The sequence below is a fragment of the Microbacterium ginsengiterrae genome (assembly GCF_014205075.1).
In the GTDB taxonomy this organism is placed as follows: domain Bacteria; phylum Actinomycetota; class Actinomycetes; order Actinomycetales; family Microbacteriaceae; genus Microbacterium; species Microbacterium ginsengiterrae.
The window spans coordinates 1,243,482-1,264,157 of the sequence record NZ_JACHMU010000001.1; the positions used below are offsets into that span (position 1 = coordinate 1,243,482).

Below are 20,676 nucleotides of genomic sequence, written 5' to 3' on the forward strand. Positions count from 1 at the left end.
CGACTTGGCCGCTACCGTGCGGATGCCGCTTCCAGGCCGGCGGCGTCAGGCTCTGCGAGAATAGGTGTATGCCTCAGCACTCTCATGTCGCGACCCTGCACACCAACCACGGCGACATCGTCGTCAACCTCTTCGGCGACCACGCCCCCAAGACGGTGGAGAACTTCGTCGGTCTCTCCGACGGCTCCAAGGCGTGGACCGACCCCGCCACCGGAAAGCCCGGCGAGGGCGCGCTCTACTCCGACGTCATCTTCCACCGCATCATCCCCAACTTCATGATCCAGGGCGGCGACCCGCTCGGTCAGGGCGTCGGCGGTCCCGGTTACAACTTCAACGACGAGATCCACCCCGAGCTGAACTTCAACGAGCCCTACGTGCTCGCGATGGCCAACGCCGGTCTGCGCCGCAACGCGATCACCGGCCAGGCCGAGGGCACCAACGGTTCGCAGTTCTTCATCACCACCGACCCGACGCCGTGGCTCATGGGCAAGCACACCATCTTCGGTGTCGTCGCCGATGACGCCTCGAAGAAGGTCGTCGACGAGATCGGCGCCGTTCCCACCGGAGCCGGCGACCGCCCGATCGACCCCGTGATCCTGCACTCGGTCGACATCGCCGCCGTCTGACGCGCCTCGCCGATCCGGATGACGTCTCCTGAGTTCGCGAGCAACCGCGACAACTTCTGCTATCGCCATCCGGATCGGCAGAGCTTCGTGCTCTGTCAACGGTGCATGCGCACCATCTGCCCCGAGTGCCAGACCCAGGCCGCGGTCGGCGTCATCTGCCCCGAGTGCATGGCGGCGGAGCGCAAGAACCGCACCCCCGCGCAGAAGCGGGCCGAGCGCCGATGGGGTCGCCGCTCCACCGCGGTCGCCGCACCCGTGCAGTCCGGTAAGCCCGTGGTCACCTACGGCATCATGGCCGTCACCGGATTCGTCGGCCTGTTGCAGCTCGTCCCCGGTCTCGACATCACACGGATGTTCCTGTTCGCCGCGGCGTACCTGTTCCCCGACCTGTCAGGGTTGCCGTTCCAGCCGTGGCGCCTGCTCACCGCGGCGCTCGTCCACGGCGGCATCTGGCATCTCGGTCTGAACATGCTCGCCCTGTGGATGCTGGGCAGAAGCCTCGAACCGATGCTCGGCCGCTGGCGCTTCCTCGCGCTGTACCTGTTCGGTGCGGTCGGGGGCTCGGTGGCGGTGGCGATCATCTCCCCCGGCACCCCCACGGTGGGGGCCTCCGGTGCCGTGTTCGGGCTCTTCGGTGCCCTGCTGGTGATCGGCCTGCACATGGGCGCCAACATGACGGGCCTGTTCGTCCTGCTGGGCGTCAACCTCGTCGTCGGGTTCATCCCCGGCTTCAACATCGCGTGGCAGGCGCACATCGGCGGTGCCGCTGTCGGTGCCCTGGTCGGACTCATCATCCTCCGGACCCGCGGGCGGTCCCGCCGCACATGGCAGATCCTCCTCCTCGTCGCGCTCGCCGCGGTCCTGCTCACCGCGGCCTTCGTGGTGCCGCCGCTCCTGCTGCTCGCCTGATCACCCGGTCAGGACTTGTTAACAGGGTTCTCCACCCCTGTGAATAACACCGGTGTAATTCTCCCCACCCTGTGGACAAGCCTGTGGATAACAAAGAAGGCCCCTCGCTGAGCGAGGAGCCTTCGAGGACGTGAGCGCCCGGTGTCTAACGCCAGCGCGTCGTCATGAGGAAGCCGATGAGCGCGATGCCGAGACCGATGGCGAGGTTCCACGACTCGATGCCGGGGATCGGGAACTGCATACCGGAGATGTAGAAGACGAGGATCCACACGAGACCCAGGAGCATGAAGCCGAGCATGACCGGCTTGAACCACACCGGGTTCGGGGCCGCTTCGCCCTCTGCGCGTTCGACGAGGGGCTCTTCGCTCTTACGGTCTCGTGCCATGCCGTCATTCTACCCATGAGGGCTCTGTTCCCTTCATTTCTCGGCTCACCGTGAAGTGCGCCGGATAGGATCGCGCATATGACTGCATCCGCCACGCAGCCGACCCGGCGCGAACGTCGCCGGCGCCCCCGTTCCCGAGCGACGTTCTTCAGCGTGCTCGGAGAGCTCCTGCTGACCGCCGGCGTGCTGGTCATGCTGTTCGTGGCGTGGCAGATGTGGATCGGCGACATCATCATCAGCGCGCAGAGCAACAGCGAGGGTCAGGCGGTGTCCAGGGAGTGGGCGCAGCTTCCCGCGCCCCCGCCGCCGCCCGCCGTCGAAGAGGAGGACGGAGTGGTCTGGTACGAGCCGCCGCTCCTCGAGCATCCGGAGAACGGCATGAAGTTCGCGCAGATGCTCATCCCCCGCTTCGGCTCCGACTACAACGTCGCCATCGCCGGTGGCACGACCCGCCCCGCCACGCTCGACAACGGCTGGATCGGCGTCTACGACCAGTCCGTCATGCCGGGTCAGGTGGGCAACTTCTCCATGGCCGGCCACCGCACCACGTGGGGCTTCCCGCTCAACCGCATCGACAAGCTGCGGCTGAACGACGCGATCGTCGTGGAGACCCCTGAGGGCTGGTACACGTATCGGTTCCGGACCCTCGAGTACGTCACACCGGACTCCGTCGACGTGCTGCTCGACGTGCCGCAGGTGCCGGGGGCCGCAACCGGGGAGCGCTACATGACCCTCACCGCCTGCTCGCCGCTGTACTCGCTCGCAGAGCGTATCGTCGGGTACTCGGTGTTCGAGGGCTTCCAGCCCCGCGCCGAAGGCCCGCCGGAGTCCCTCGCCCCCGTCGACGACGTCGCTTCCCCGTCCTGGTAGGAGTCCTCATGTACGCAGCGCTGTGGCGCATCCTTCCCGGCCCGTGGTGGCTGCGGACGTTGATCCTGCTCATCGCCGTGGCCGCGATCCTCTACGGGCTGTTCTTCTACGTCTTCCCGTGGATCAGCCCGATCATCACGCCGGACGAGGTCGACCTGGAGTGAGCACGCGCGTGCTCGTGGTCGACAACCACGACAGCTTCGTGCACACGCTGACCGGGTACCTCCGGGAGCTCGGGGCGCGGGTGGAGCTGATCGAGGCCGATGCCGCGGACGCGGCGGGCTTGGGCCGGATGATCCCGGCACACGACGCGGTCATGCTCTCCCCCGGCCCTGGACGGCCGAGGGATGCCGGGGCATCCGTGGACGTCGCCTTGCTGTGCGCCGAACTCGGCACACCGCTGCTGGGAGTCTGCCTCGGGCATCAGGCCATCGGCGCCGCGTTCGGGGCCGAGGTCTCCGAGGCGCCGGAGCTCATGCACGGGATGGTGTCGGTGGTCGAACATGACGGATCGGCCCTGTTCGACGGCATCCCCTCCCGGTTCGAGGTCGGGCGCTATCACTCCCTCGCGCTGGCGGAGTCGGATCTCCCGGAGGAGGTCGGGGTCACGGCGCGCACGGAATCAGGGACGGTCATGGCGATCGCGCATCGTTCGCTTCCGATCCACGGCGTGCAGTTCCATCCGGAGAGCGTGCTGACGCCGCACGGCTACCGCCTCCTGGCGAACTGGCTCGCCGGCGTCGGCGACGAGCGTGCGGTGGCAGCGGCCGCGGGGCGTCATCCCCTCGATGTGCCGGCTGAGGGCGGCTATTCGCCCGTGCAGTAACGCAGCTCGACGTCGGAGTGCACGCCGACATCGCCGGGAGCCGCGGACATCGACGAGACGGTCGCCGGCGTGGTGGCCGGGCAGTCGGCGGTCTCCGTCTGGATCCCGTTCAGGCCGAGCTCGTCGAGCTTCGCCATCGCGGCATCCAGCGTCCAGCCGGTGACGTCGGGCAGCGTCACCCGTCCGCTGGCGACCACGACGTTCACCACGGTCTTGGGGGCGACCTCATCGCCCTCGCGGACGTTGGAGACCTCGAGGACCGTGTCGGCGGCGCTGTCAGGGTCGTTGCGCTGGATCACGCTGCCCAGTTCCAACCCGACGGCGTTGAGCGCGTCCTTCGCGGCGGACTGGGAGAGACCGACGAGATCGGGGACGGCGACGGTCTCCGCACCGGTCGACACGTACAACGTGACCCGCTCGCCGACCTTCACAGACTGTCCGGCCTCGGGGTCGGTGCGGATGACGTTGTCCTCGGTGATGTCGGCGCTGGACTCGTACACGATCGTCGACTGCAGATCGAGTTCCAGCAGGTCGGCCTGGGCGCGTTCGTACGACACGTCCACGAGGTCGGGGACCTCACGGGCGGATGCCGGTGCCTGTTCGCCACGCGGCATGAGGATCACCCACAGCAGCACGGAGATCAGCAGGACGGCGAGGAGCGCCACACCCGCCCAGATCCAGGCCACCGGTGGGCCGGCCTGCGTGCGGGTCATGGTCGTGTCCGTGCTGAGCTGGCGCAGCGACCGCGCCGTCTCCTGCGCCTGACGGGGGCTCGCCCCGTACAACTCGCTCGTCAGCGCACCCAGCTGTCTCTTGGTCGGTGCCTTGCCGGAGACGGCGGTGTCGAGCGCGAGGCGGAAGCTCGCGGCATCCGGGTACCGCTGATACGGGTCCTTCGCCAGCGCACGCAGCACGACGGGGTCCAGAGCACCGGGGGCGTTCTCGTTCACCTCGGTCGGCGCGACCGGTGCCTCGCTGACGTGCTGGTAGGCCACCGCGACGGGCGACTCGCCGCGGAACGGCTGACGCCCGGTGAGCAGTTCGTAGAGCACCACACCCGTGGAGTACAGGTCGGCTCTGGCGTCGACCGGTTCGCCCTTGGCCTGCTCCGGCGAGAAGTACGCGGCCGTTCCGAGGATCTGCGTCGTCTCGGCGACCGTCGACGAGGAGTCCGACACCGCGCGCGCGATCCCGAAATCCATGACCTTGACCTGGCCCTTGTCGGTGATCATGACGTTGCCGGGTTTGATGTCCCTGTGCACGACACCGGCCCGGTGCGAGTAGTCGAGTGCCTCGAGGATGCCGTCGACGTAGCGGATCGCGTCGTCCACCGGCACAGGGCCCTCGGCGATGATGTCCTTGAGCACGCGCCCTGTGACGAGCTCCATGACGATGTACGGTTCGCGCGCACCGCCGGGCCCTGCCTCCGTGGAGGCCGGGTCACCCGCGTCGAACACGCGCACGATCGAAGGATGCGACATGCGCGAGGCCGACTGTGCCTCGAGGCGGAACCGGGTGCGGAATGCGGTGTCGCGGGCGAGGTCGGGATCGAGGATCTTGATGGCGACGTCGCGTCCGAGGGTGAGGTCGTAGCCGCGGTACACCTTGGCCATGCCACCGTGGCCGATGAGGTCGTCCACGCGGTATCGCTCAGCGATGATGCGCGGCTCTGATGTCACTTCTTGATCCCTCTGATTCGGCTACGGTGCGGCTGTGGTCAAGGCTACTTCAGCCCTCGCCGTCCTCCGGCGGGGTCTCGTCCTGGTTCTCGGCCGCGACGATCGGCACGGACATCTGCGGAGACGGGCCGGACTCGCGCTGGTCGCTGCCGCCGCCGGAGCACATCGCGGTGTACGTCGCCGTCGCCGTGAGGCCCTCGCCGCCCAGCGTGATGTCCGCGCTGCGGGTGCCGGGGTCGAAGGTCCGGGTCGTGCTGCCGTCGCTGAAGGTCGCGTTCGTGATGTTCACGTTGTAGCCGCTGAGGTTCCCCGTGCCGCTCGGGCAGGTGAAGTTCGTCCAGTTCAGCGTGACGGTCGTTCCGGTGACGGGGTCGCCGGTGATGGTCGGAGCGTTCTGTGGGGCGCCGATCTGCACGCGGTCGGCGTACAGGGTCAGCGTGATCGATGCACCCTGCTCGAGGTCGCCGCGCGGGTTGACGGACTCGACGGTGCCGACCTGCTCATCGGAGGGGGCGGCGGTCGAACCGGTCTGGCACACGGGCGAGAGCCCGGCCTCGGTCGCCCTGGCCATGGCGTCATCGCAGCTCAGGCCGACGAGACCGAGGGAGTCGACGCTGATGCGCGTCGGCTCGGGAGTCGGCTCGGGCGTGGGCGTCGGCGTCGGTGTCGGCGTCGCGCTCGCCGTGGTCGGAGCAGGCTCGGGCTCACCCGGGTTCAGCAGTGTGAACAGGGTGCCACCGAGCACGATGACGAGGAGAGCGATCAGGGCGATGAGCGGCCACGTCCACGGGCTGCGCTTCTTCTTGGCCGCCTCGCCCTCGACGGGCTCTTCGGTCGGCACCTGCGCGGTGGTCGGCAGGATGCGCGTCGTACCGTCGTCGCCCGTGGTGAGGATGCGCGTGGCGTCATCACCGGCGACACCGCCGGTCGCGATGGCCGGCACCGCGATCGCGGCGGAGTTCAGGTCGCCGCGGCGCAGCGCCTGCGCGGCGCGGGCGACGGTCGCCGAGGATGACGGCCGGTCGGCCGGCTTCTTCGCGATCATCGCCATGACGAGGTTCTGCACCGGGATCGGCACGGTGGGCGGCAGCGGAGGGGGCTGCTCGTTGATCTGCGCCATGGCGATCGCGACCTGGGACTCGCCGGTGAAGGGGCGCTTGCCCGCGAGGCTCTCGTACGCGACGATTCCCAGCGAGTAGGTGTCGGTCGCCGGCGATGCCGGGTGCCCCGAGGCCTGCTCGGGGGAGAGGTACTGCACCGTGCCCATGACCTGACCGGTGGCCGTCAGCGGCACCTGGTCGGCGATGCGGGCGATGCCGAAGTCGGTGATCTTCACCCGGCCGTCGGGGGTGATGAGAAGGTTGCCCGGCTTGATGTCGCGGTGCACGAGACCGGCGGCGTGTGCCGCCTGCAGTGCGGACGCCGTCTGAGCGACGATGTCGAGCGTCTTGTCGGAGCTCAGCGCGCCGTCGCGCTCGAGGATCGTCGACAGCGCCTCGCCGGGGACGAGTTCCATGACGAGGAAGGCGCTGCCGTTCTCCTCGCCGTAGTCGAACACGCTGGCGATGCCCTCGTGGTTGACGAGTGCGGCGTGACGGGCCTCTGCGCGGAAGCGCTCGAGGAACCCGGGGTCGCCCATGTACTCGTCTTTGAGGATCTTGATCGCGACGGTCCGCCCGATGACATGGTCTGTGGCCTCCCAGACCTCACCCATGCCACCGATCGCGATCCGCGACTGAAGCTCGTATCGCCCACCGAACGACACACCCTGCGTCGGCCTCATCTGTTAAGCACCGCCTCAATGATCTTCTTCGCGATCGGGGCGGCGAGCGTGTCACCGGATCCCGACTGTCCAATACCGCCGCCGTTGTCGACGACGACCGCCACAGCGATCTGCGGATCGTCCGCCGGCGCGAAGCCGGTGAACCACAGTGTGTACGGTTCGTCGCCGTCGTTCTCCGCCGTTCCCGTCTTACCGGCAACGGCGACTCCGTCTATTCTTGCACCCTGCGCTGCGCCGTCCGCGACGCTCGCGACCATGGCGGCGGTCACGTCGTCGGCGTCCTCGGCCTCGACCGCGCGACCCAGCTCCTCGTCCGCGTACTCGCGGACCGTCGACAGGTCGTTTCCGATCACGGCATCCACCAGACGGGGCTTCATCACGATGCCGTCGTTGGCGAGTCCGGCCGAGATCATCGCGACCTGCATGGCCGTCGCGGTGACCTGTCCCTGGCCGAACCCGGTCAGCGCGGTCTGCGCGTCGTCGAGGGCTCGGGGGTAGCTGGACGCGGTGACCGCCAGGGGCGTCGTGAACTCCTGGTTGAAGCCGAACTTCTCGGCCATCTCGAAGATGGTCTGGCTGCCGAGTTCGACGGCGAGCTCCGCCATCGGGATGTTGCAGCTGAGCTTGACCGCGTCGGCGATCGTGACCGTGGCCCCCGGTCCGCATGTGCCGCCGGAGGCGTTGGAGATCTGCGCCGATGAACCGGGAAGTGTGTACCGCGCGGGGTTCGGGAGCGTCGACTGCGGGGTCCAGTCGCCGCTGGCGTACGCCGCGGCCGCGACGAGGATCTTGAACGTCGAACCAGGGGGGTGGATCTCGTTCGTGGCGGCGTTGATGAGCGGGTTCGGCTTCTGCGCGTCGAAGGCGTTGTACGCCTCCTCGGCCTGGGTCGCGCTGTGGACGGCGATGGCGTTGGCGTCGTAGCCGGGGGTCGCGACCATCGCGAGGATGCGACCGGTGGACGGCTCGAGCGCGACCACCGCGCCTTCGAGGCCGTCCAGTGCCTCGTACGCGGCTCGCTGCGCGACCGGATCCACCGTCACCTCGACGCTGAAACCGCGCTGCGGCTGCCCGGAGACGATGCGCTCGATCTCTGAGAGGAAGGCACTGGCGCCGGTGCCGGACAGGTCGGCGTTCAGGGCGTTCTCGATGCCGGTGGACGACTGCAGCGCGGGGTTGAAGAACCCGGTGATGTCGGACCACATGGGCGAGTCCTCGTACACGCGCTGGTAGCGGAACTCGTCATCCGCGGCGACGGATGACGCGATCGGTGTGCCGCCGGCGATGATCGCGCCGCGCTGGATCTCGTAGCTGTCCATGAGGGATCGCGTGTTGTGGTCGGTCTGCGCGAGCTGATCGGCCTGGACCACCTGGATCCAGCTGGTGGCCACCAGCAGGGACAGGAACATGAACAGCATCACGATGCTGAGCCGGCGGATCTCCTTGGTCATCAGCCGATCACCACCCTCGGCTGACGGCGGACGCCGTCGGATATGCGCAGCAGCAGCGCGACGATCAGCCAGTTCGCCACGAGGGAGGAGCCGCCGGCGGCGAGGAAGGGCGTGGTGAGGCCGGTGAGCGGGATCACCCGCGTCACACCGCCGACCATGATGAACACCTGCAGGGCGATCGTGAAGGACAGCCCTGTCGCGAGGAGCTTGCCGAAGTCATCCTGCCCGGTGATGCCGATCCGGATGCCGCGGCTGACGAAGACCATGTACAGGCAGAGAATCGCGAACAGGCCGATGAGGCCGAGCTCCTCGCCGAGGCTGGGGATGATGTAGTCGCTCTGCGCGAGCGGGGTGATCTGCGGGCGTCCCTGGCCGAGACCGGTGCCGATCAGCCCGCCGTGGGCGAGGCCGAAGATGCCCTGCACGAGCTGGTGACCGGCATCCAGCGGGTCGACGACGTCGAAGTCGAACGCGAACAGCCAGTTGGTGAAGCGGCCGCGGACGTAGGCGAGCACCTGGGTGGCGGCGAAGACGCCGACGGCGACCATCGCCAGTCCGATGAGCACCCAGCTCGTCTTGCCGGTGGCGACGTAGAGCATCGCGATGAACAGACCGAAGATGAGCATTCCGGTGCCGAGGTCGCGCTGGATGACGATGATTCCCAGCGAGATCAGCCAGACGACGATGACGGGACCGAGCTCGCGCATCCGGGGCCATGTCATCCACAGGAAGCGCTTGCCGACCGAGGTGAGGCTCTCCCTCGTGCGGACGAGGTACCCGGCGAAGAAGATCGCGAGGCAGATCTTCGCGATCTCGCCCGGCTGGAAGGAGAAGATCCCGCCGATCGACACCCAGACGTCGGCGTTGGCGCCCGTGGCGCCGAGGCCGGGGATGAACGGCAGCAGCAGCAGGACGATTCCCGCGAGGCCGAACAGGTAGGTGTACCGGAAGAGGACGCGGTAGTTGCGCAGCAGGATGACGACGGCGATCGCGCCGGCCAGCGAGATGGCCGTCCAGGCGAGCTGCTTCGTCGAGAACGCGGCCCAGCCCGTGTATCCGTTGGCGATGTCGATCCGGTAGATCATCGCGATGCCGAGTCCGGTGAGGAGGGTCGCGATGGGCAGGACGAAGGGGTCGGCATCCGAGGCGACGACGCGCAGCACGAAGTGGAGCGCGAAGGCGAGGATCGCCAGGCCGCCGCCGATGAAGAGGATGAACGGGTCGATGAGCCCGAGCGCCCCGAGCTGCACGAGGGCGAGGGCGGCACCGCTGATCGCGCAGGCGAACAGCAGCAGCCAGAACTCGCGGTTGCGCTGCGTCTGCGGCAGGCGCATCCGCTTGAGGGCCTTGATGACGGAAGTGTCGGCGGCGACGTCGGTGCTCATCCGATCACCTCGCTGTCCGTCGTGTGCGCGGCGCCCTCAGGGGTGCTCGTCGGAGTGGGTGTCGGTGCGATCGTCGGCGGCGGGGTCTCCCCGGTCACGGCCTGCTCGCCCGCGCGGAGCCGATCGACGATCGCCATGGCGTCTGCGAGGGAACGGGCGTTGATCGTGCGTTCGACGGAGGAGCGCTGGTACGGCGGCAGGTTCGCCAGCAGGATGCCGGTGTCCTCGATCTCGGTGGACAGCGTGATCGGTCCGATGCTCTGCTGCACGCCCTGGAAGATCACGACGCTGTCCTCGTCGGCGCCGACGAAGTAGCGGGTCTGCGTCCAGCTGTATGCGAGGAAACCTCCGCCGGTGAGGGCGAGGATGACGATGACGAGTGCAGCGATCCAGCCGATCCGGCGGCGCCTGGCGCGGCGGCGATCCTCCTCGATGAGCTCTTCGAGGTAGTCGGCTGCCGGCTCGAAGTGCGACGGCTCGTTCGCGGCCTGGCGGACGGGGTGCAGCCAGCTCGGACGGTTCACGCGGGCGGCGGGGATGAGCACGCCGGAGGGCGTGGAGGCCGCGCCGACGATGGTGGGGGTGCCGGAGGAGAGCGGATGCTGCCCGCCGACGTCCACGAGGACGATGGTGACGTTGTCCGGGGCGCCGCCGTCGAGCGCCTGCTTGAGCAGGTTGTCCGCTGTGCGCCCTGGCGGGAGTCCGAGGCGCATGGCCTTGAGGATGTGGGGCTCGTCGACGACGCCGGAGAGGCCGTCGGAGCACAGCAGCCAACGGTCCCCTGGGAGCGTCGGCATGACGAACATGTCGAGCTCCGGATCGTTGTCCATGTCGCTGAGCACGCGCATGAGGACGGAGCGCCTCGGATGGTACCTGGCCTCTTCCGGCGTGATGCGGCCGGAGTCGACGAGCCGCTGCACGAAGGTGTGATCCGCCGTGATCTGGGTCAGTTCGTCGTCGCGGAACAGGTAGATGCGCGAGTCGCCGATGTGGCCGATGACGGCGTGATCGTCGACCATGATGATCGCGCTGACCGTGGTGCCGAGACCGGCGAGCTCCGGGCGCTCCTTGGCCGCGCGGATGAGGTCGCCCGCCGCCGTGGTCGTCGCCGCCTGCAGGGAGGCCTGCGCGTCGTCGGTGGACGAGTAGACCTGGTCGAGCTGCTCGAGCTGTTGGATGGCGAGCGTGGAGGCGACGTCGCCTCCTGCGTGTCCGCCCATGCCGTCGGCCACGGCGAAGAGATTCGCCCCGGCGTAGCCGGAGTCCTGGTTGTTGGACCGGACCTTTCCCGTATGGGAGATCGCGGCGCTGGAGCCTTCGAACACCATGCCGGGGTCAGGCTCGCAGCTCGAATGTCGTGGCGCCGACCTTGACGGTGTCGCCGATGCCGATCGAGACGGGGGACGTGCCGAGGCGCTTGCCGGACAGGAAGGTCCCGTTCGTCGAGTCGAGGTCCTGGATCGCCCAGGTGTCGCCGCGCAGCAGCAGCCGGGCGTGGTGGCTGGAGGTGTAGTCGTCGCGGATGACGAGGCCGGACTCGCTCGAGCGGCCGATCGTCATCGGTTCGGTGCCCAGCGGCAGCTCGAGGCCGGCCTTGGGGCCCGAGGTGATGACGAGCTTCGACACGGAGCGGGTGGTGGCCGCACCGCCGCTCTGGCCGCTGCGGGGAGCGGCCTTCGGCGCGGGGGCCGGCGCGGCGGCCGGTGCACCGGTGGCGGCCTCGGCGGGGAGCTTGCGCACCTTCACGCCGAACAGGTCGGCGCGCAGGGAGTACACGACGCCGAACACGAAGAACCACAGCAGCACGAGGAAGCCGATGCGCAGCAGCAGGAGGACCAGTTCACTCATCTGTGCACTCCGCTCGGGTTCTCCGCGGCGATCGGGACCACGCGGAACACGAGGTCGGTGCGTCCGATCGTGATCGTGGTGTCCGTCGGCAGCGGCGATTCGCGCACCTTCTCGCCGTTCACCTTCGTGCCGTTGGTGGAACCGAGGTCGCGCATCATCGCGCGCTCGCCGTCCCAGAGGATCTCGACGTGCTTGCGGCTGGAGCCGGCATCCCCGATGGTGATGTCGGCATCGCTTCCGCGACCGATCACGGTGCGCGCACGCGTGATCGGATGACGGCGGCCGTCGACATCGACGACGGCCTGCCAGCTGACCCTGCCCTCGATCGTGCCCGAGTTCACCCGGACCGTGCCGGTGGCGACCTTCTCGTCGGACTCCAGGGCGATGAAGAGCGGACCGGCGAAGCTGTACCCCTGCGCGGTGGCATGCGCCGTGAGCAGGGCGTGCAGCTCGTCCGTGAGGGCGCCGCCGAGCGCGCGCATCCGGTCGTGGTCGTCGACGCTCAGCCGCACGACGTAGCTGTTGGGCGCGATGATGCGATCACGGCTGACGACGGCGGCTTTGATGTCGGCTTCACGGCGGATCGCCGAGGCGATCTCCACCGGCTGGATGCCGCTGCGGAAGGTCTTGGCGAACGCGCCGTTGACGGCGCGCTCCAGACCTTTCTCAAAGCTGTCAAGTAGTCCCACTGGGCTCCTCTGGCATGGCGGCGGTAGCAACATCGTAGCCAGGTGTTCTGAATAACCCCCGCTGGCGGGGCTTCGACGCGCGTTCTGAGTCGTCCGAACTGCGTGATATCCTCGTGAAGTTGAGTTCTTCGGAACGAGACGCTCGCGCGAGTGGCGGAATGGTAGACGCGCTGGCTTCAGGTGCCAGTGTCCTTATGGACGTGGGGGTTCAAGTCCCCCCTCGCGCACAGAATGTCCTCAGGACACGCTGTGCGTAGATGATAGAGCCGGTCAGAATCACATCTGACCGGCTCTTCTTCTTTCAGGGACCTGCTGGTCACCAGCGGTTGTGGACGTCCTCCGCCCATCCCTCCAGCCCGTCGACACGGATCCATTCGCCCTCGTCGGTCTGCACTCGCCCGGAGAACGTGCCGAAGCACTGGTGCGTGGTCGATCGGATGATGAGGAAGTCCGTGTGCGCATAGCGGTCGTAGAACGGGGTGAACTCCAGTTCGACGCGATCGGTGGACATCCGCCACGGCTTCATCCAGTCGGACGGGTCGAAGTCCCATTCCAGCGCAGTGGGGATCTTGTGCACGCGTCCGTCCACCGTGAACCCGGTGTGCGAGATGCCGTTGCGGATGCCGTCGGCGCCACCGCCGCCCAGATTGACGCCGACGCGGCGCCCGTCCACCTCTCCCACGGCCGCGCCCCAGTTCCAGTCGGTGCGGTACCGACCACGGGATCGAGCATGGTCGAGCACGCCGAAGCCGGCGATCTCGTGCTCGACCCCGTCGATCGTGAGGATGCCGCGGGTGGGCCGGTCGACGTCCTTCACCGTGTAATCGACGAGTCGACGCGAGTGCGGAGAGGCGATGCCCATCGCCTCGTGCCCCGGCCAGGTCTCGGCGAGGAGATCCACACGGACGCGATCACTCCGCGCCCGCAGACGGGTACCGGCATCCGTGTCCTCGAATCGCAGGTGCAACCGCTTCCCGCGCGACGCGTTCACTCCGGTGCCGTGCGTGCCGGTGAGGACCACGCCGCGATTGCCCGGCGAGATCTCGAAGGTGTCGATGTCTGTGAGAGTGGCGCGGTCGAGCACCCACAGCTGGCGGACGTTGGCGAAGTCGAGCGCACCGATCGTCAGGGCGATGATGTGCGTCGGGGTGACGATGCCCCAGTACTCCCAGCGCTTGTTGCGCCCCCAGCCGTACCAGCCGCGTCCGATGCGGTCGGTGTCGTGCAGCTGGCGTCGCGCCCACCCGATGGATGCCGGGTCGAGGCGTCCGTCCGGGCCGACCAGGCGCACCGGCGCGGTGATCTCCCTGGCCGTCATCGCACACTCCGAATGGGCAGCACCGACAGTGCGCCGACGATCGCGAACACGATGCCGGCGGTGAAGACGGCGGTGTAGCTGCCGGTGAGCGCGATCAGCGCCCAGACGATCACCGGGGTGAGGGCCTGCGGGAGCGTCGTGGCGATGTTGAGGATGCCGAGATCCTTCGCGGCCGCTTCCGCCGTGGGGAGCACCTCGGTCATGAGGGCGGCATCCACGCTCATGTAGATGCCGTAGCCGAGGCCGAAGGTCACGGCGAGGGCGAACATCCCGCCGATCGTCGGAGACACCAGCGGTATCGCCAGCGAGGCGCCCATGATGAGCGAGGCGACGATCACGAAGATCTTCCGCTTGCCGGCTCGGTCGCTGAGCTTGCCGACCGCGAACGCCGTCGCCAGGGCGCCGACGAGCATCACCGCGGTCAACGGGGTGCTCAGCGCCGTGGACTCGGCATCCGACACTCCCACGTAGTCGCGCAGGATGTACAGCAGATAGGACTGCACGCTCTGGTAGGCCAGGATCAGCATGAAGCGCCCTGCGAACGCCCACCAGAAGTCGGGGAAGGCCCGCGGGCTCACCCAGAAGCTCGCGAAGAAGGTACGCCAGCGGAAGGGCTTCACTGCCATGTCGCGCGAGGAGAAGTCGCGGTTGAAGATAGTGAACAGCAGGCTGGCCACGAGGATGATCCCGCCGAAGGTGGCGTAGCCGATTCCGATGCTGTCGGCGAAGAAGCCCGCGCCGGCGACGCCGAGACCCATGCCGAGGAAGGTGCCCATGGCGAGCACCCCGGATGCCACGCCGAACCGCTGCCGGGGGATCCGGTCGGGCACGATCGCCGCCTGCGCGGTGCCCACCGCGTTCAGGGCGAGCATCACCAGCACCCAGTAGACGCCCAAGGACCACAGTTCGGCGGCTCCGGAGAGCAGCACCATGAACAGGGCCGCGGTGGCAGCGCTGATGACCATCCAGGGCGCGCGGCGCCCGAACCGGCTGCGGGTCCGGTCGGAGAACGCCCCGATCAGAGGGTGGATGATGATCGCGCCGACGGAGGACGCGGTCATCACGATCGCGAGGTTCCCGACCTTGTTGACCGGGTCGATCTGCTGCACCTGATCGGGGATGAAGATGACCATGAATCCCGCGTAGCAGGTGAGCAGCGCAGCGTTCATGACGAACAGCCACGTCAGCAGACGTCGATCGGACGTGCGGGGCAGGGCAGGCGCGAGCGTGCTCACGGGGCTCCTTCTTCGCGGCGCCAGTGCCGCGGATGAATCGATCCACGCGCCGCTCGGGTGCGGCGCACCCTCACTGTAATGGTTCGACGGCCTCCGACGGCGCAATCACCCGTCGTCGGTGCCGCCACACCGGCTCATGCGCGTTCGATCGGCATCCACAGCTCGCAGGTCGCAGTGCGGAAGTCTCCGGCGCGCTCGAGCACGGCGACGATCGACGGGCCGGGGCGCAGACGCCACGGGTTCGACGGGAACCAGTCCGTCGCCGACGCCGCATAGGCCTCCTGCAGCGCGGTCGGATGGTCCCCCGACGTGCGGAAGACGACCCAGTCCCCCTCCGGCACCTCGATCGCGTCGAGTCCCTCCGGTACGGGGGACTGCGCATCCACGGCGACGCCGTGCATATAGGTGAGCTCAGTGCCCTCGACGGCGTCGGGGTCGACATCGGCGCTCACCTGCAGAAGCCCGGACGGTTCCGTGTTCGACAGTGCCTTCAACCGCTCGTGCTCAGCGGCCGGGATCGAAGCGATGTGGGCCTGGATGTGCGGGTTTACGCCGCGGTGGATGAGCGGCACGCGGGCGGCGTGGCCGATGAGCCGGAATTCGGGGCGGTGTGTGATGCGGGTGTCCATGGACGTGTTCCCTTCGACGGTCAGGCGGAACCTGAGTTTCGGTTGCGATCGAAGGGGACCGCCGTGTGCGCGGACGTCCGCCGGGCTCGACCCGTGCACCGCACGGAACGCCCGGCCGAACGCCTCGGTCGAGCCGTATCCGTGGCGCACCGCGATGTCCAGCATCCTGTCCTCGCCGGCGACATCCGCCGCGGCGACAGTCATGCGTCGCCTGCGGATGTATTCCGACAGCGGCATACCGGCGAGCGACGAGAACATCCGGCGCAGGTGGTACTCGGTCGTCCCGGCCGCCGCCGCGAGCCCGGCGATGTCGACGTCCTCGGTCAGTCGGGCCTCGACAGCGTCGATCAACCGGTTGAGCTCTGCGATCACGGTGATCTCCCTTCGCTCTCCACCCTGCGGTCTTCGCGCGCCGAACACCCGACAGTTCCGGTCCGATCGGGTCGGATCTCAGTCCCTCACGCCGAACAGGCCCTTCCCGTGCGTGGTCAGCACTTCGTACGCGTCGGCATACGTCTCCGGCATCTTCGCGTCCGGTTCGTAGCGGGCCAGCAGGATGCCGATGAGCCCGAGCGCCGGTGCGGTCAGAGGGCGCTTGCCGCTCTTCTCGTCGGGCTTCTTGCGACCGGATTCCGGGTTCTTCGGCACGAACGGCTTGTGCACGTCCGGCCAGAGCGCGGGTTGGCGCGGTGTCCGGGTCGTCACGGCGTTGTGCAGGCTCGGCGCGTCGGCATCCCGTCGCGTGAGCGGGGTCAACCCGTGCTGCTCGCAGAGGGTCTTGATGACGGACCCGTGGTGCATCTCGTCGTTGATCACGCTGCCGGCCGCGGTGTGCGCCGAGATGACGATCGCCGGCACGCGCGCCCCCAGACGGTCGAAGGTGAAGTCCATCTCCCCCGGTTCAGCGCCCTCCGTGGGCGGCGTCGCTGCCGGAGGCGGCACGTGATCGTAGATCCCGCCGTGCTCGTCGAACACGACCAACGCCATCGTGTTCATGGCGTTCGACCCCTTGGCGCTCGTCCCGCCGCGGATCGACGTGTACACCTCGGCGAGAAGCGCCTCGGCGGCGCGGATGTCAGAGACGGCGCTGTCGTACGTCGACCCGTCCGCCTCGTGCACGACCTTCGGTCTGCTCACGGGAGGGTGCATGTCGTTGTGATCGAAGACCATGCGCGGCTCGATGAACGCGTAGTCGGGGAGGTTGCCGTTCGCGGCGTCGTCGTGGAACTGCTCCATGCTGCGGAAGTTCGTCTTCCAGTACTTCTCGATCGAGGGCGCATGCAGCATCCCCGTCAGGGACACCACCTGGTCGGCGTCGTAGTAGACGCGCCAGGTCTTGCCGGCCTCCTCGAGCCGGTTGAAGATCGTCGGGACGGCGGGGGCGTTCAACCACTTGTCCAGTCCGCCGTTGCGGACGTTCGTGACGAATCCGTGCGAGGTGCTGGCGTGGAAGAACGAACGGTTGCAGAACGTCTGCGACGGGACGGCGCAGAACCAGTGGTCGTACACACCGAATCCGCGGGCGAGGGTGGACAGCACCGGCAGCATCTCCGGGTCGAATCCGCCCATGACCCTGGCGTATTCCGCGGGCGTGGGGTCGGTGCCGCGTTCGAGGCGGTAGTTGATGATGTAGTCGCGCACGAAGCCGCTCATGTCCGGCTTCTGCCCCTTCTTCGGGGCGTTCCATGGCGCGGAGAGCTCGTTGGCGGCGAGGTCGGCGTTGGTGGCGGGGTCGACGACGCCGAACAGCTGGGTGTTCACATGCGAGTAGAACTCGCCGGGGTCCGGGTCGGGCTGACTCATGATCTCGTCGGTGGATCCCTCGTACACGTGAGCGGGGATGACCGTGCCGTCGGGGGCGGTGTTGCTGTGGTCGCCGGACTGCACCCCCTCGAACCTCTGCCCCGCGGGTACGGTGTCCCTCGTGTAGAGCCTGCCGAGGATGTGGTCGAAGCTGCGGTTCTCGAACATGAGCACCACGACGTGGTCGAATCCCGGCTCCGGGCGGGCGGGCAGCGGCGTGAACCCGTAGGTCGCATCCGGGTCGTCCTGGTCCCGGATGCCGGCGCTGATCGCGGCCGCCCCGATCGCTCCGGCCGCGACGCCGAGGGCGCCGACGCTCGACGCGCGGAGGAAACTGCGGCGCGAACGCCGTCGGTCGTCGTCCGGTTCAGGAGAGGCGGGAACGGGTCCGCTGTCGTGCGTCACGTTCAGATGCTACCGACAGCGGCGGGGTCACCGACGGGGGCGGCGGTGGTTCGGCGGTAGATTGAACCCATCGGAACTTCTGCCTTGTCATCGACCGCCGGGCGCGGCGTCGCGGCATCCATCCTGGCATCCGTCCTCTTCGGAGCGATCAGCCTGCTCGGCGGTCATCTCGACGGCTTCACCTCGGAGGAGACGACCGCCTGGCGCGTGCTGTTCATCCTCGCCGCCCTCGGCGCTCTGCATGCCTCTGGGCCGCGCCGCGCAGCCCTCATCGCAGTGGTCGTGCGCATCGCGCGGAGCCCTCGTCTGATCGTCATCGTCCTCGTGAACACGGCGATCATGTGGGTGCAGCTGTGGGTGTTCATGTGGGGTCCGGCGAACGGCCACGCGCAGGACATCGCCTTCGGTTACTTCCTGCTCCCGCTCGTCATGGTCGTCGTCGGGCGGGTGTTCTTCCGCGACCGCCTGCAGATGCTGCAGTGGGGCGCCGTGGCCGCTGCCGCCGTCGGCGTCGGCGCCCAGGCGCTCATCGCCGGGGGAGTGAACTGGCCGGTGCTCATCATCGCCGGCCTCTACCCGGTGTACTTCGCGCTGCGTCGGTGGGCGGGGATCGACTCCATACAGGTGTTCCTCATCGAGATCGCCCTGCTCGTCGTCCCGGCGATCATCGTCATCATCGTCCCGTACGCGGCCGACCCCTCACGCGGCATCCCTGCGACCTGGCCGGCGCTGCTGGTCATGGCGGCCCTCAGCGCGGTCGCGATGATCTGCTACATCCTCGCGTCCCGACTGCTGCCGCTGTCGTTGTTCGGGCTGCTGTCGTATCTGGAGCCGGTGCTCGTGCTCGGCGCGTCGCTCCTGCTCGGGGAAGTCCTCACGGTCGTCGACACGTTCGTGTACCTCCCGATCGTCGTCGCGCTCGTGCTCCTCGGGCTCAGTGGACGCCGTCGCCGCGAGCACCTCGAAGAGCCGCCGCTCTGATCGTCAGATCCAGCCGCGCTCCTCGGCCATCATCACCGCCTGCTGCCGTGTGGACACGTGCAGCTTCGACAGCACGACCGAGACATGATTGCGCACCGTCCCCGGTGCGAGCGACAGGGACTTGGCGATCTGGCCCGTCGTCTCCCCTCGACGTCCGGCGCGCAGGACGTCGAGCTCACGATCGGTGAGAGGACTGCGCTCGTCGCTGAGCGCGTCGGCGGCGATCTCGGGGTCGACGTACCGTGCGCCAGCCGCCACTCGGCGGATGACCGCGGCCACCTCGTCCGCGCTGCGGGACTTCGGTAGGAACCCGGCGACGCCGGAGGCGAGCGCTCGCCGCAGGACACCGGGGCGCGCGTGCCGCGTCACCACGATGCACCGCGTCGAGATCGACCTGTTCAGACGCTCGGCCACCTCGACACCGTCCAGACCGGGCATCTCCAGATCGAGCAGGCAGATGTCGGGCTGCAGCTGCTGTGCGACCTCCACCGCCTGCAGGCCGTCGGCGCATTCGGCGACGACGTCGATGTCATCCTCGAGGCGCAGCAGCGCCGCGAGCGCGGAACGGATCATCGCCTCGTCGTCGGCGAGAAGGACGCGGATCATGAGGAACCCTTCGGAACGGTGACGATCACGTGGAACTCGCCCTTTCCGCGCTCGATGCGCACGTCTCCGCCTGCCTCCTCCACGCGACGGACGATCCCGTCGAGGCCGGAGCCCTGGTCCTCGTCGGATGGATCGGCCGATCGGTCGTTCGCGATCTCGTATCGCCAGGCCGCGGTCTCCTCGACGAGGGATAGCCGCGCCCACTTGCCGCCGCCGTGGCGGAGCACGTTCGTCGTGGTCTCACGGATGACGGGCCCCAACACCGATGCGGGTGCCTGATCCGCACCGGAGGACAGGGAGGCGTCGGCGGTCGTCCCGGATGCGCGGAGCAGATCGACCGCGTTGGCGATCTCGTCCGGCAGGGGGACGCCGCGAAAGCGCATCGCGAGGTCGCGCGTGCCCTGCCGCGCCTCGGCGACGCTCGTCCTCGCCAGACGCAGCTGATCCCGTGCGGCCTCGGGATCGTTCGCGAGCAGCCGCTCGGCGAGCTCCAGCTGCAGCGCGATCACCTGAAGGTGATGTCCCTGCAGGTCGTGCACGTCCGTTGCGACGCGCAGCCTCTCCTGTGTGGCGCCGAGCCGGGCTTCGGCGGCTCGTGCGCGATCCAGCGTCATGAGCACGTCCCACCACCACAGCGACATCACCGTCATGGCGGGAAGCGCCACGGTGAAGAAGCCGAACACCCACCAGCTGCGGCTGGCATCCGCGTCCTGATCGGTGAACACCACTCGCCAGTCGATGAACCACAGGCCGGCGAGAAGCGCCATCGAGGTGAGCATCATGCGCAGGTGGACGCCGGCGGGCCAGTTCAACAGCATCAGCGACTGCACGATCGGGAGAGCACCGATCACCCAGATGCCGCTCACGACCCCGGAGAAGATGCCGAAGACGACGGCCGTGGCGAGCGGCAGCAGGAGGTGCCGCCAACCCACCATCGGGCCGGCGGTGTCGTCGCGGTGCCGGTATTGCAGCAACAGGACCAGGCTCGTCGCGCACCACGCGAGCCCACCGACGGCGGCGGCCGTCGTCACCCACGTGCTCGCACCGAGGCCGATGAAGGCCGTCAACCAGAGGAACACGACCATCACTTCGAGGGCGAGCACGCCCGAGACCGTGTACCACCATGTGGCGATGACGTTCTGCACCAGTCGGCGTGACCCGACCGCGTCGGGCAGTGCATCTGGCGGGGTCGTGATCATGCCCTCAGCCTAGGGGCGTGACAGATGTCACCCCTCGGCCGTGCACAGC

The 20,676-nt window shown here is 68.3% G+C and carries 20 protein-coding genes and 1 tRNA gene; 7 read left to right on the forward strand and 14 right to left on the reverse strand.

Annotated features, from left to right (window positions below; all coding sequences use genetic code 11):
• Positions 1-68 precede the first annotated feature (68 nt).
• The gene (locus HD600_RS06225) at positions 69-626 is read left to right on the forward strand and encodes a peptidylprolyl isomerase (protein ID WP_144793892.1); all 558 of its coding nucleotides are present in this window, start codon (positions 69-71) and stop codon (positions 624-626) included.
• Positions 627-644: 18 nt separating this feature from the next.
• Entirely contained in the window at positions 645-1,535 is an 891-nt protein-coding gene (locus HD600_RS06230) for a rhomboid family intramembrane serine protease (protein WP_144793894.1), read from the forward strand.
• A 145-nt stretch (positions 1,536-1,680) separates the two neighbouring features.
• Here the strand turns inward: HD600_RS06230 and HD600_RS06235 are convergent, their stop codons facing one another.
• Positions 1,681-1,920, reverse strand: coding sequence for a cell division protein CrgA (locus HD600_RS06235; protein WP_144793897.1), 240 nt, complete (start codon positions 1,918-1,920; stop codon positions 1,681-1,683).
• A 78-nt stretch (positions 1,921-1,998) separates the two neighbouring features.
• On the opposite strand from HD600_RS06235, the gene HD600_RS06240 reads away from it, so the two are divergent.
• Genes HD600_RS06240 through HD600_RS06250 form a run of 3 tightly spaced genes read left to right on the forward strand, consistent with a single transcriptional unit; the run spans position 1,999 to position 3,616 of the window.
• Positions 1,999-2,790 carry a class E sortase gene (locus HD600_RS06240; RefSeq protein WP_184282293.1) on the forward strand — a complete coding sequence of 264 codons (792 nt, stop codon included), beginning with the start codon at positions 1,999-2,001 and terminating at the stop codon, positions 2,788-2,790.
• 8 nt (positions 2,791-2,798) lie between these two features.
• On the forward strand, positions 2,799-2,954 hold the full coding sequence (locus HD600_RS06245) for a hypothetical protein (protein WP_184282295.1): 156 nt from the start codon (positions 2,799-2,801) through the stop codon (positions 2,952-2,954).
• Positions 2,951-3,616 (forward strand): anthranilate synthase component II, encoded by a 666-nt coding sequence (locus HD600_RS06250; protein WP_338402164.1) that lies wholly within the window; start codon positions 2,951-2,953, stop codon positions 3,614-3,616. The genes HD600_RS06245 and HD600_RS06250 overlap by 4 nt, the downstream gene beginning before the upstream one ends.
• Here the strand turns inward: HD600_RS06250 and pknB are convergent.
• Genes pknB through HD600_RS06285 form a run of 7 tightly spaced genes read right to left on the reverse strand, consistent with a single transcriptional unit; the run spans position 3,598 to position 12,451 of the window.
• Positions 3,598-5,295 (reverse strand): Stk1 family PASTA domain-containing Ser/Thr kinase, encoded by a 1,698-nt coding sequence (gene pknB / locus HD600_RS06255; RefSeq protein WP_184282297.1) that lies wholly within the window; start codon positions 5,293-5,295, stop codon positions 3,598-3,600. The genes HD600_RS06250 and pknB overlap by 19 nt on opposite strands.
• A 49-nt stretch (positions 5,296-5,344) precedes the next feature.
• Entirely contained in the window at positions 5,345-7,078 is a 1,734-nt protein-coding gene (locus tag HD600_RS06260; RefSeq protein WP_184282299.1) for a protein kinase domain-containing protein, read from the reverse strand.
• Positions 7,075-8,529, reverse strand: a complete 1,455-nt coding sequence (locus HD600_RS06265) for a peptidoglycan D,D-transpeptidase FtsI family protein (RefSeq protein WP_184282301.1) — start codon at positions 8,527-8,529, stop codon at positions 7,075-7,077. The genes HD600_RS06260 and HD600_RS06265 overlap by 4 nt, the downstream gene beginning before the upstream one ends.
• Complete coding sequence (locus HD600_RS06270; protein WP_144793912.1) at positions 8,529-9,914, reverse strand: FtsW/RodA/SpoVE family cell cycle protein; 1,386 nt, start codon at positions 9,912-9,914, stop codon at positions 8,529-8,531. The genes HD600_RS06265 and HD600_RS06270 overlap by 1 nt, the downstream gene beginning before the upstream one ends.
• Complete coding sequence (locus tag HD600_RS06275) at positions 9,911-11,242, reverse strand: PP2C family protein-serine/threonine phosphatase (RefSeq protein ID WP_184282303.1); 1,332 nt, start codon at positions 11,240-11,242, stop codon at positions 9,911-9,913. Before HD600_RS06275 ends, HD600_RS06270 begins: the two co-directional genes overlap by 4 nt.
• A 7-nt stretch (positions 11,243-11,249) precedes the next feature.
• On the reverse strand, positions 11,250-11,762 hold the full coding sequence (locus tag HD600_RS06280) for an FHA domain-containing protein FhaB/FipA (protein ID WP_184282305.1): 513 nt from the start codon (positions 11,760-11,762) through the stop codon (positions 11,250-11,252).
• Positions 11,759-12,451, reverse strand: a complete 693-nt coding sequence (locus HD600_RS06285; RefSeq protein WP_184282307.1) for an FhaA domain-containing protein — start codon at positions 12,449-12,451, stop codon at positions 11,759-11,761. Before HD600_RS06285 ends, HD600_RS06280 begins: the two co-directional genes overlap by 4 nt.
• 144 nt (positions 12,452-12,595) lie before the next feature.
• Here HD600_RS06285 and HD600_RS06290 point away from each other — a divergent pair.
• A tRNA-Leu gene (locus HD600_RS06290) sits at positions 12,596-12,678 on the forward strand.
• Positions 12,679-12,767: 89 nt separating this feature from the next.
• Here HD600_RS06290 and HD600_RS06295 read toward each other — a convergent pair.
• From HD600_RS06295 to HD600_RS06310, 4 genes are all read right to left on the reverse strand, one after another.
• Positions 12,768-13,769, reverse strand: a complete 1,002-nt coding sequence (locus tag HD600_RS06295) for a DUF2804 domain-containing protein (protein WP_184282309.1) — start codon at positions 13,767-13,769, stop codon at positions 12,768-12,770.
• The gene (locus tag HD600_RS06300; RefSeq protein WP_184282312.1) at positions 13,766-15,004 is read right to left on the reverse strand and encodes an MFS transporter; all 1,239 of its coding nucleotides are present in this window, start codon (positions 15,002-15,004) and stop codon (positions 13,766-13,768) included. Before HD600_RS06300 ends, HD600_RS06295 begins: the two co-directional genes overlap by 4 nt.
• Positions 15,005-15,138: 134 nt before the next feature.
• Entirely contained in the window at positions 15,139-16,005 is an 867-nt protein-coding gene (locus tag HD600_RS06305; protein WP_184282314.1) for a GyrI-like domain-containing protein, read from the reverse strand.
• A gap of 78 nt (positions 16,006-16,083) precedes the next feature.
• Positions 16,084-17,841, reverse strand: a complete 1,758-nt coding sequence (locus HD600_RS06310; protein WP_184282316.1) for an alkaline phosphatase family protein — start codon at positions 17,839-17,841, stop codon at positions 16,084-16,086.
• Between the two features lie 84 nt (positions 17,842-17,925).
• On the opposite strand from HD600_RS06310, the gene HD600_RS06315 reads away from it, so the two are divergent.
• The gene (locus HD600_RS06315; protein WP_184282318.1) at positions 17,926-18,822 is read left to right on the forward strand and encodes an EamA family transporter; all 897 of its coding nucleotides are present in this window, start codon (positions 17,926-17,928) and stop codon (positions 18,820-18,822) included.
• A 3-nt stretch (positions 18,823-18,825) separates the two neighbouring features.
• On the opposite strand, the gene HD600_RS06320 is transcribed toward HD600_RS06315, so the two are convergent.
• Positions 18,826-19,428, reverse strand: a complete 603-nt coding sequence (locus HD600_RS06320) for a response regulator transcription factor (RefSeq protein WP_184282320.1) — start codon at positions 19,426-19,428, stop codon at positions 18,826-18,828.
• Entirely contained in the window at positions 19,425-20,627 is a 1,203-nt protein-coding gene (locus tag HD600_RS06325) for a sensor histidine kinase (RefSeq protein ID WP_184282322.1), read from the reverse strand. The genes HD600_RS06320 and HD600_RS06325 overlap by 4 nt, the downstream gene beginning before the upstream one ends.
• Between the last annotated feature and the right edge of the window lie 49 nt (positions 20,628-20,676).

Excerpts from the sequence above, each read along its gene's own strand:
- HD600_RS06225 (WP_144793892.1), top strand. The coding sequence starts at position 69 with ATGCCTCAGCACTCTCATGTCGCGACCCTGCACACCAACCACGGCGAC.
- HD600_RS06240 (WP_184282293.1), top strand. The coding sequence starts at position 1,999 with ATGACTGCATCCGCCACGCAGCCGACCCGGCGCGAACGTCGCCGGCGC.
- HD600_RS06320 (WP_184282320.1), bottom strand. The coding sequence starts at position 19,428 with ATGATCCGCGTCCTTCTCGCCGACGACGAGGCGATGATCCGTTCCGCG.
- HD600_RS06295 (WP_184282309.1), bottom strand. The coding sequence starts at position 13,769 with ATGACGGCCAGGGAGATCACCGCGCCGGTGCGCCTGGTCGGCCCGGAC.
- HD600_RS06270 (WP_144793912.1), bottom strand. The coding sequence starts at position 9,914 with ATGAGCACCGACGTCGCCGCCGACACTTCCGTCATCAAGGCCCTCAAG.
- HD600_RS06230 (WP_144793894.1), top strand. The coding sequence starts at position 645 with ATGACGTCTCCTGAGTTCGCGAGCAACCGCGACAACTTCTGCTATCGC.
- HD600_RS06265 (WP_184282301.1), bottom strand. The coding sequence starts at position 8,529 with ATGACCAAGGAGATCCGCCGGCTCAGCATCGTGATGCTGTTCATGTTC.
- HD600_RS06325 (WP_184282322.1), bottom strand. The coding sequence starts at position 20,627 with ATGATCACGACCCCGCCAGATGCACTGCCCGACGCGGTCGGGTCACGC.
- HD600_RS06280 (WP_184282305.1), bottom strand. The coding sequence starts at position 11,762 with ATGAGTGAACTGGTCCTCCTGCTGCTGCGCATCGGCTTCCTCGTGCTG.
- HD600_RS06275 (WP_184282303.1), bottom strand. The coding sequence starts at position 11,242 with ATGGTGTTCGAAGGCTCCAGCGCCGCGATCTCCCATACGGGAAAGGTC.
- HD600_RS06260 (WP_184282299.1), bottom strand. The coding sequence starts at position 7,078 with ATGAGGCCGACGCAGGGTGTGTCGTTCGGTGGGCGATACGAGCTTCAG.
- HD600_RS06235 (WP_144793897.1), bottom strand. The coding sequence starts at position 1,920 with ATGGCACGAGACCGTAAGAGCGAAGAGCCCCTCGTCGAACGCGCAGAG.
- HD600_RS06245 (WP_184282295.1), top strand. The coding sequence starts at position 2,799 with ATGTACGCAGCGCTGTGGCGCATCCTTCCCGGCCCGTGGTGGCTGCGG.